Here is an 8,625-nt window from a genome sequence, read left to right as displayed (position 1 = left end):
CTTCAGTATCGCCGCGAGTCCATCAAGCGAATGTCAGATCCAAAACCACACTAGAATCTTATATTTGCTAGTGTCCCTATGGTTCTAACATTCGCAAAGAGCCCGCCGCAAAGTGATGCGAATGTTAGAACCGGGACACTAGGATCGCGTGATCGACGTCCGATTCGTGCGTTCGTTGCGGCGGGGCGGCCGGAAAACGGGGTTCACAGCCTTCCGGCCGATGCTCTAGAATAAGGCCAGATCGCAAGGAAAGGCGTCGGGCATGGCCCTGTTTCGGTTGCCGTCGAGCGCTCCTCCGCCGCTGGCGCCGCGCGGGAACGGGTTGCTGCTGCGGGCGCCGCAGATGTCGGATTTCCCCCAGTGGGCGCAGCTGCGCGAGGCCAGCCGGGCGTTCCTGACCCCGTGGGAGCCGATCTGGCCATCGGACGACCTGACCCGCTCGGGTTTCCGCCGCCGCATCCGCCGCTACGAGGAGGATATGGCCGGCGACAAGGCCTATCCGTTCCTGATCTTCCGCGAGGGCGACAACGCGCTGGTCGGCGGCGTGACGCTGGCCAATGTCCGGCGCGGCATCGTGCAGGCCGGCACCATCGGCTACTGGATCGGCGCGCCGTTCGCCGGCCAGGGCTACATGACGGCGGCGCTGCGCACCCTGCTGCCGTCACTGTTCGGTGAGCTCAACCTGCACCGGGTCGATGCCGCCTGCATTCCCAGCAACACGGCGTCCGTCCGGGTGCTGGAAAAATGCGGTTTTGCGCGCGAGGGCAAGGCGCGCCGCTATCTCTGCATCAACGGGGTGTGGCAGGACCACTACCTGTTCGGGCTGCTGAATGAGGATTTCCGCGGCTGACAGGAGCGCCCGGGATCGCCCCGGCGCGTCATTGTGCCTTTGGTTTGCCGCCTTTGCACTGCTATAAACCCGCTCGAAATCAGGAGATTTCGGGATTCAGGGGAAGATGATCAAGCAGAAATCGATGGTGTTGCGGGCTGCTGCTCCGCGGAGCCTGGGTCGTGTGGCGCTCTTCGCCGTGACCGCGCTCGCCTTGACGGGCTGCGGCGGCGGCAGTTTGCTGGGGACATCGCCTGGCAGCGAGTCCTCGATCGGGTCGCGCTTCAGCCAGTTGTTCGGTTCCAAGTCGCAGGCGGTCGGTGAACCGGCGCCTTCGGCGGCTCAGGAAGCTTCGGATGCGCAGCTGACCTGTCCCGCGGTTGCGATTCGCGCCGGCGCATCGACGTTGGCGGTGGGGCTGCCGGGCAAGCCCGCCAGCGGTTCAGACCTGCGCTACCAGATCACCATCACCCGCACGGCCCGTGACTGCAATCTCAACGCAGGCCAGGTCACCGCCCGGATCGGTATCGAAGGGCGGGTGATCGTCGGGCCGGCTGGCGCACCGCCGACCGTCGACATTCCGATTCGCGTCGCCGTGGTGCAGGAAGGCGTCGGCGACAAGGTGATCTTCACCAAGGCTTACCGGACCAGCGTCGCCATGGCCGACAGCAGCGACAGCACGGTCTACAGCTTTGTTGCCGAGGACGTGGTCTATCCGGCGCCGAAGGGCGACGCGGGAGATGCCTACGTGTTCTATATCGGCTTCGATCCGAACGGCCTCAAGCCGCAGCCGGCGCCGCGCTCGTCCCGCCGCCGCGCGAAGGCCGAGCAGGGCTGAGACGGCAGGACGCACGACCAAGAAAAAAGCCGGTGCGAGAGTTTCGCACCGGCTTTTTTGTGAGTTCGAGTTGGTCCCGGGCCGATCAGTTCAGCTTCTGCCGAACGTCCTGGATGCTCTGGGCGATCAGGTTCTCGTTGAGCGAGCCCTTGACCGTCTGCGACATGATCGAGCCGGCGGCGGTCACAGCGGCTTCCGCTGCTGCCGCGCGGACATCGGCCAGGGCCTGGGCCTCGGCCATGGCGATCTTGCTCTCGGCGCTCTTGGTGCGACGGGCGACAAAATCTTCCATCTTGGCCTTGGCCTCGGCGGCAACGCGCTCGGCCTCGGCCTTGGCGTTGGCCACGATCTCCTGGGCCTCGCGCTCGGCGCTTTCGCGGCGGGCACGATACTCGGCGACGAGCTTGGCAGCCTCTTCCTTGAGGCGGCGGGCGTCGTCGATCTCTTTCTTGATGCGGTCGCTGCGGTTATCGAGCGCCTTCAGCAGCGTCCGGTGGACGCCGAAATAGGCGAAGATGCCCATCAGGATGAGGAATGCGACCGCAACCCAGTCTTCTGCTTGCAACATCGCCGCTTATCCCTTCAACGACGCGTCGACGGCGCTCGCGACAGCGGTGCCGTCGGGAAGCGTTCCGGTCAGGCGCTGCACGATCGCAGCCGCCGCATCGGTCGCGATCGAGCGGACATTGCCCATCGCTGCCTTGCGGGTCGTCGCGATCGAAGCTTCCGCTTCGTCGAGCTTCTTGGCGAGACGCTCTTCGAGTGCCTTGCGCTCGGCTTCCGACTGGGCGTTGAGCTGGTCGCGGGTCTCGTTGCCGATGGCCTGCGCCCGCGAACGCGCCGAGGCGAGCTCGCTCTCATAGGCCTTCAGCGCCGCGTCGGATTCGTCCTTCAGCTTCTGTGCTTCGGCCAGATCGTTGTCGATCAGACCCTGGCGCGCTGCGAGCACCCCGCCGACGCGCGGAAGCGCGATCTTCGAGACGATCACATAGAGCAGGACGAAAGCGACGCCGAACGACACCAGCTGCGAGGCGAAGGTCTCAGCCTGGAAGGGCGGAAAACCGCCCTTGCCGTGGCTGTCCGCCTCGGTGTGGGCGCCGGTCGCAGCCTTGGCGTCGTGCGCCTTGGCCATGCCGGCTTTCTCCATGCCATGACTTTCAGCCACGGACATCTCCTCTGTCGTCAGTCGCGGGCATCAGCTGCCCGCGAGAGCCGTTTCGGGGTGGGTATGCTTAGACGGCGAACAGCAGCAGCAGCGCGATCAGCAGCGAGAAGATGCCGAGCGCTTCGGTCACGGCGAAGCCGAAAATCAGGTTCGCGAACTGGCCCTGGGCCGCCGACGGATTGCGCAGCGCGCCGTTGAGGAACTGGCTGAAGATGGTGCCGACGCCGATGCCCGCGCCACCCATGCCGAGGCAAGCGATGCCGGCGCCGATGTACTTTGCTGCGACTGGATCCATAACGAAACTCCTTCTTTGAAGACTGGTTTGAGGGTTGGTGAAATTCGTCCGGGGTCTCAATGTCCCGGATGAAGCGCGTCGTTCAGGTAAATGCAGGTGAGAATGGTGAAGACGTAGGCCTGCAGGAAAGCCACCAGCAGTTCGAGGCCGGTCAGCGCCGTGGTCATCGCCAGCGGCAGCACCGAGCCGAAGATGCCGAGCGCGCCGAGCGCCGACAGCGAGGTGACGAAACCGGCGAACACCTTCAGGGTGATGTGGCCCGCCAGCATGTTGGCGAACAGACGCACCGAATGCGAAACCGGCCGCGACAGGAACGAGATCACCTCGATCACCATGATCAGCGGCAGGATGTAGATCGGAATACCGTGCGGGACGAACAGCTTGAAGAACTTGAAGCCGTTCTTGTAGAGGCCGTAGAGCAGCACGGTGAGGAACACCATCAGCGCCAGCGCCAGCGTCACGATCAGATGGCTGGTCACGGTGAAGGTGTAGGGGATGATGCCGATCAGGTTCGCCGTCAGGATGAACATGAACAGCGAGAACACGAACGGGAAGAACTTCATGCCTTCGTCGCCGACGCTGCTGCGCAGCGTATTGCCGACGAATTCGTAGGATAGCTCGGCCAGCGACTGGAAGCGGCTCGGGATCAGCCGGCGGCCGGCGCTGCCGCCGATCATCAGCACGGTGACGACCGCAACCGCGATCAGCATGTAGAGCGACGAGTTGGTGAAGGCGATTTCCTGGTTGCCGATATGGCCCAGCGTGAAGATCTTGTGGATCTCGAATTGGTGAATCGGATCGGCCATCCGGTTTCGTCTCTCATCGTTTGCCGGCGGTCGCCGGACTGAAAACCAATATGTCTCGTCTCGCGCGGCCGGGGGTGGTGGTCAGGACCGATCGGCGTGGTCGCTGGGAGCGACGCCTGCTGCCCGCATCAAGTTGAGGACACCGGCCGCGAAGCCGAACAGGAAGAACACGATCAATCCCCAGGGAGACGTCGACAGCAAAAGGTCGATGCCCCACCCGATGACCGCCCCGACGACAACGCCTGCAACCAGCTCGGAGGAAAGGCGAAAACCGCGCGCCATGGCCGAAGCCTTGGCGGAGCCGGTCTCCGTCTCGCCGCGTTGCTGGGCGCTCTGGCTGTCACGGCTCTGCCTCAAGCTGGAGAGACGCTGGTCCAGATGCGTTAGCCTTGCGGAAAGCGCAGCCTCGTCGGCCGGCGGTCGTCGGTTGTTTCCGTCGCCCTGCTGATTGCTGTGCGTGTCGTCCGCCATTGTCGTCGACACCCCAAGCACACGCGCGCGCGATTGAAAAAACGCCCCCGCCACCCACGAAACCGCGCGGACCATACTGACCACCCTCTGGCAAGTCAAGAAGTCGTAATCACCTATTATCACATTGAAATGGTTGATCTAAACTTGCCTGGCGACGATCCGATGCGGACAATGCCGCAGCGCGGCAGCCGGCTTTTCACAACATCCGCCTTGCGGGCCGCGGGGCGCTCTGTTGGGATGACCGCCATTTCATCGTCGCCGGTTTCGGAAGCGGATATGCAGCGTCAGATCGATTATTACTTTTCCGTCCAGTCACCGTGGGCCTATATCGGCCACGCCGCCTTTCGCAAGGTCGTAAGTGATTATGATTGCAGGGTAAATCACAAGCCCGTGATGCTGGTCGACTTGTTCTCGGAGACCGGCGGGCTGCCGCTCGCCAAGCGCCATCCGGTGCGCCAGCGCTATCGCCTGCTGGAGCTGCAGCGCTGGCGGGACAAGCGCGGATTGTCGTTCCACATCCGCCCGGCCTACTGGCCGTTCAACGCGACCCTCGCCGACCAGCTGGTGATCGCGATCGTCGAGGCCGGCCATGACCCCGATCCTTTTCTGCGCCGCGCCTTCGCCGCGGTGTGGGAAGAGCAGCGCAATCTCGCCGATCCGCAGGCCCTGGTCGCGCTGGCCGATGGCGTCGGCTTGCCGGGGCGCGCGCTGGTCGAGCGGGCTGCCGCGAGCGACATCGCCGCGGGGTATGCCAACAACCGCGACGAGGCGGTGGCTGCCGATGTGTTCGGCTCGCCGGTCTATGTGCTGGACGGCGAGGTGTTCTGGGGGCAAGACCGGATCGAACTGCTGGCCGATGCGTTGAAATCGCAGCGCAGGCCTTATCGTCCGGACGTCTGATGAGTGTCGCCTTGTTCCACACTTCATATGGGGATGGTGTTCGCACCAGGATCCCGATCGCCGCCATGATCGCGGTGTGTGTCCTGTGGGCGGGATCTGCCTCCGCGATGGAGCCGTGCGCGGTGCTCGCGCCGGGCGCCGATGGTGTGCTGCGGCTGGACGGTGGCGCCGGCGGTCGCGCGGCCGGCTGTGGGGCCGGGGCGCACGCCTATCGTGCCTACAATGTGCAGCCTGACACTTTCGAGAGCCGGCCGTCGCGGCCGAAGGCCGGGCCGGTGCGGCCGCAGGTGCAGCCACAGCCACAACCGTCCTCCGCGATGCCGCCCCAGGTTCAATCCAAGGTTCAGCCTCAGATCCAGCCGCAGGTGGATGTGCACAGTGAGGAACGCGCCGCGGCGGACAGCAGCAGCGCCGACGTCGTGCAGCTGAAGACCGAGACCGCGCGCCTCAACGCGGAGGTGGCGCGGTTGAGCGACGAGGCCTCCCGGCTGCGGACCGAGACGGCGCGGTTGCGCAACGAGCTGGAGCTGCGCGAGCCGCCGGCGTCGACCGCGTCGGTCACGCCGACGGCCCGCGCGCCGCAAGCCGGGCCGCCCCCGATCGGGGCGCCGCAGGCCGATGCTGTTCAAGTCGGCAAGGTCGAGAGTGGCGCGCCTGCCGGCAAGATCGACGCCAAGGTGGAGCCCGGCTCCGCTGCGGCGGCAGTCGCGCCGAAAGGCGACCTGCTGATCAGCGAGCCGCGGACCAGCGAGGTCGCGAAGACGCCGCCGGACAGGAAAAGCGACGCGCAGCCGCTGGACGAACGCGCGTTCGAGCGGCAGAAGGGGGTCGTCGAGCGCGCCTGGAAACAACTGCTCGATCTCGCAGGGCGCATGAAGTCCGACGCCTCCGGCAAGCCCGAGTGAGCGCGCCGCGCCGGCGCCGGGACACTGGTTTCGGGAGAGAGGCATGACCGCGTCCTCCGCCATCCGCTCGGCGGCGGTCGATACCGTCGCCACTGCCACCGTGACAATCGCGACCCGCGGCGCAGGGTTCACCGACATCACCGCGCAGGCGGCCCGCTTCGTCACCGACGCGGGCGCGGGGGACGGCCTGTTGACGCTGTTCGTGCGGCACACCTCGGCATCGCTGACGATCCAGGAGAATGCCGATCCCACGGTGCGCGATGACCTGATGATGGCGCTCGACCACCTGGCGCCGGAGAGCGCGGACTGGCGCCACGATACCGAGGGGCCGGACGACATGCCCGCCCACGTCAAGACCATGCTGACCGCGACGGCGCTGCAGGTGCCGGTGGTGGGCGGCCGGCTGACGCTCGGCACCTGGCAGGCGATCTACCTGATCGAGCATCGCGCGCGTCCGCACCGGCGCGAGGTGGTGCTGCAGTACATCGGCGCTCGATTGGCTTAGCAAGGTTAGGGCAAAGCAAAACGGCCGCGCTGGGAGCGCGGCCGTCGGGAGTGTTGCGGGGCGGCCCTGGCCGCCCCGTCGGCATCTGGATCAGTGCTGATCGGTGATGTCCACGTCCTTGGTTTCCGGCACGAACAGCACGCCGATCACGAAGGTGATCGCGGCGAAGATCACCGGATACCACAGGCCGGAGTAGATATCGCCGGTCGAGGCGACGATCGCGAACGCGGTCGCCGGCAACAGGCCGCCGAACCAGCCGTTGCCGATGTGGTAGGGCAGCGACATCGAGGTGTAGCGGATGCGGGTCGGGAACAGTTCGACCAGCATGGCGGCGATCGGGCCGTAGACCATGGTGACGTACAGCACCAGGATGAACAGCAGGCCGATGATCGCGGCGACCTGCGGACGGAAGATGTCGAACGGGTGCGCCATCTTCACGATGCTCGCATCACCCGGCTTGGGATAGCCGGCAGCCAGCACCGCAGCGGTGATCGCGCCGTTCGAGGTCTTGGCGTCGGTGTAGGGCACTTCCTTGTCGTTGACGAGGATCTTGACCGGTGACCCGGCTGGCCCGTCGATGGTGGAGTACTTCACCGATGACGATGCCAGGAAGGCGCGGGCGGTGTCGCAGGGCGCGCTGAACACGCGGGTGCCGACCGGGTTGAACAGGTCGCCGCACTTCGCGGGATCCGCCACCACCTGCACCTTGACGCTTTCATAGGCCTTTTCCAGCGCCGGATTGGCGTTGGTCGAGATCATCTTGAAGATCGGAAACAGCGTGAGCGCACCGATCAGGCAGCCTGCCATGATGATCGGCTTGCGGCCGATGCGATCGGACAGGGCGCCGAAGAACAGGAAGAAGCCGGTGCCGAGCAGCAGTGACCAGGCGATCAGCAGGTTGGCGGTATAGCTGTCGACCTTGAGGATCGATTGCAGGAAGAACAGGGCATAGAACTGGCCCGTGTACCAGATCACCGCCTGGCCCATGGTGAGGCCGACCAGGGCGAGGATCACGATCTTGGCGTTGCTCCAGGTGCCGAACGCCTCGGTGAGCGGCGCCTTGGAGGTCTTGCCTTCGTCCTTCATGCGCTGGAACACCGGCGATTCATTCAACCGCAGCCGGATCCAGACCGAGACGCCGAGCAGCAGCACCGAGACCATGAAGGGAATGCGCCAGCCCCAGTTCTCGAAGGCGGTTTTGAAAACCTTGCCGGCGATGGCAGGGTCCGTCGCGGGCGGATAGGGGGCCGCGATCGACGCGCAGGCGCCGGCCGCATCACAGGCCGTGCCGGCGAAGTGGCTGTTGACGTATCCCTGCGAGAACAGGATCACCAGCAGCGACAGGAACAGGCCGAGCGTCGCGGTGGTCTGGATGAAGGAGGTGTGGAAGCCGCGCTTGTTCGCTGGCGCGTGCTCGGCGACATAGGTCGCCGCACCACCATACTCGCCGCCGAGCGCGAGGCCCTGCAGCAGGCGCAGCGCGATCAGGATGATCGGGGCCGCGATGCCGATGGTCGCCGCGTTGGGCAGGAGGCCGACGATGAAGGTCGACAGACCCATGATCAGGATCGTCACCAGGAAGGTGTATTTGCGGCCGACGATGTCGCCGATGCGGCCGAACACGATGGCGCCGAACGGGCGTACCAGGAAGCCCGCGGCGAAGGCGAGCAGCGCGAAGATGTTGCGCGTGCTCTCCGGATAGGCGCTGAAGAACTGCGCGCCGATGATCGCGGCGAGCGATCCATAGAGATAGAAGTCATACCATTCGAAGACGGTGCCGAGCGAGGATGCGAAGATGACGAAGCGTTCGTCCTTCGTCATGCCTTCGGACCTGGCGGGTGTAATGGTCGTCGATGTCATCTGTCGTTTCCCCCGATCTGGCTGGCTTGCAGCTTTTTCTCCGCGCTCCGG

Annotated in this window: 11 protein-coding genes; 5 read left to right on the top strand and 6 right to left on the bottom strand. The window is 65.3% G+C overall.

Annotated features, from left to right (window positions below):
* Nucleotides 1–262: 262 nt before the first annotated feature.
* Together AB4Z37_RS07880 and AB4Z37_RS07875 are read left to right on the top strand one after the other, a co-directional pair.
* Nucleotides 263–850, top strand: coding sequence for a GNAT family N-acetyltransferase (locus tag AB4Z37_RS07880; RefSeq protein WP_441516138.1), 588 nt, complete (start codon nucleotides 263–265; stop codon nucleotides 848–850).
* Nucleotides 851–974: 124 nt separating this feature from the next.
* Nucleotides 975–1,667 (top strand): hypothetical protein, encoded by a 693-nt coding sequence (locus AB4Z37_RS07875; protein ID WP_441516151.1) that lies wholly within the window; start codon nucleotides 975–977, stop codon nucleotides 1,665–1,667.
* 85 nt (nucleotides 1,668–1,752) lie between these two features.
* Here the strand turns inward: AB4Z37_RS07875 and AB4Z37_RS07870 are convergent, their stop codons facing one another.
* The 5 genes from AB4Z37_RS07870 to AB4Z37_RS07850 all read right to left on the bottom strand — a co-directional run bounded on the left by AB4Z37_RS07870 (nucleotide 1,753) and on the right by AB4Z37_RS07850 (nucleotide 4,404).
* Complete coding sequence (locus AB4Z37_RS07870; protein WP_441516137.1) at nucleotides 1,753–2,235, bottom strand: F0F1 ATP synthase subunit B family protein; 483 nt, start codon at nucleotides 2,233–2,235, stop codon at nucleotides 1,753–1,755.
* Between the two features lie 6 nt (nucleotides 2,236–2,241).
* Nucleotides 2,242–2,799: a F0F1 ATP synthase subunit B family protein gene (locus tag AB4Z37_RS07865; protein WP_441516150.1), complete on the bottom strand. Its 558-nt coding sequence runs from the start codon at nucleotides 2,797–2,799 to the stop codon at nucleotides 2,242–2,244.
* Nucleotides 2,800–2,899: 100 nt separating this feature from the next.
* Entirely contained in the window at nucleotides 2,900–3,127 is a 228-nt protein-coding gene (locus tag AB4Z37_RS07860) for a F0F1 ATP synthase subunit C (protein WP_211968243.1), read from the bottom strand.
* A 56-nt stretch (nucleotides 3,128–3,183) separates the two neighbouring features.
* The gene (locus AB4Z37_RS07855; RefSeq protein ID WP_441516136.1) at nucleotides 3,184–3,933 is read right to left on the bottom strand and encodes a F0F1 ATP synthase subunit A; all 750 of its coding nucleotides are present in this window, start codon (nucleotides 3,931–3,933) and stop codon (nucleotides 3,184–3,186) included.
* 81 nt (nucleotides 3,934–4,014) lie between these two features.
* On the bottom strand, nucleotides 4,015–4,404 hold the full coding sequence (locus AB4Z37_RS07850; protein WP_441516135.1) for an AtpZ/AtpI family protein: 390 nt from the start codon (nucleotides 4,402–4,404) through the stop codon (nucleotides 4,015–4,017).
* Nucleotides 4,405–4,680: 276 nt separating this feature from the next.
* On the opposite strand from AB4Z37_RS07850, the gene AB4Z37_RS07845 reads away from it, so the two are divergent.
* The 3 genes from AB4Z37_RS07845 to AB4Z37_RS07835 are packed head-to-tail and all read left to right on the top strand — an operon-like array spanning nucleotide 4,681 to nucleotide 6,714.
* Complete coding sequence (locus tag AB4Z37_RS07845; protein WP_441516149.1) at nucleotides 4,681–5,304, top strand: 2-hydroxychromene-2-carboxylate isomerase; 624 nt, start codon at nucleotides 4,681–4,683, stop codon at nucleotides 5,302–5,304.
* Entirely contained in the window at nucleotides 5,304–6,209 is a 906-nt protein-coding gene (locus tag AB4Z37_RS07840; protein WP_441516134.1) for a hypothetical protein, read from the top strand. Before AB4Z37_RS07845 ends, AB4Z37_RS07840 begins: the two co-directional genes overlap by 1 nt.
* A gap of 43 nt (nucleotides 6,210–6,252) precedes the next feature.
* Nucleotides 6,253–6,714 carry a secondary thiamine-phosphate synthase enzyme YjbQ gene (locus AB4Z37_RS07835; RefSeq protein WP_441516133.1) on the top strand — a complete coding sequence of 154 codons (462 nt, stop codon included), beginning with the start codon at nucleotides 6,253–6,255 and terminating at the stop codon, nucleotides 6,712–6,714.
* A 90-nt stretch (nucleotides 6,715–6,804) separates the two neighbouring features.
* Here AB4Z37_RS07835 and AB4Z37_RS07830 read toward each other — a convergent pair whose 3' ends face one another.
* Nucleotides 6,805–8,574, bottom strand: coding sequence for an MFS transporter (locus tag AB4Z37_RS07830; protein ID WP_441516132.1), 1,770 nt, complete (start codon nucleotides 8,572–8,574; stop codon nucleotides 6,805–6,807).
* Nucleotides 8,575–8,625 lie beyond the last annotated feature (51 nt).

It is taken from the genome of Bradyrhizobium sp. 2TAF24 (assembly GCF_052115025.1).
Taxonomy (GTDB): Bacteria; Pseudomonadota; Alphaproteobacteria; order Rhizobiales; family Xanthobacteraceae; genus Bradyrhizobium_A.
This window is presented reverse-complemented; position numbering and strand designations above follow the sequence as displayed.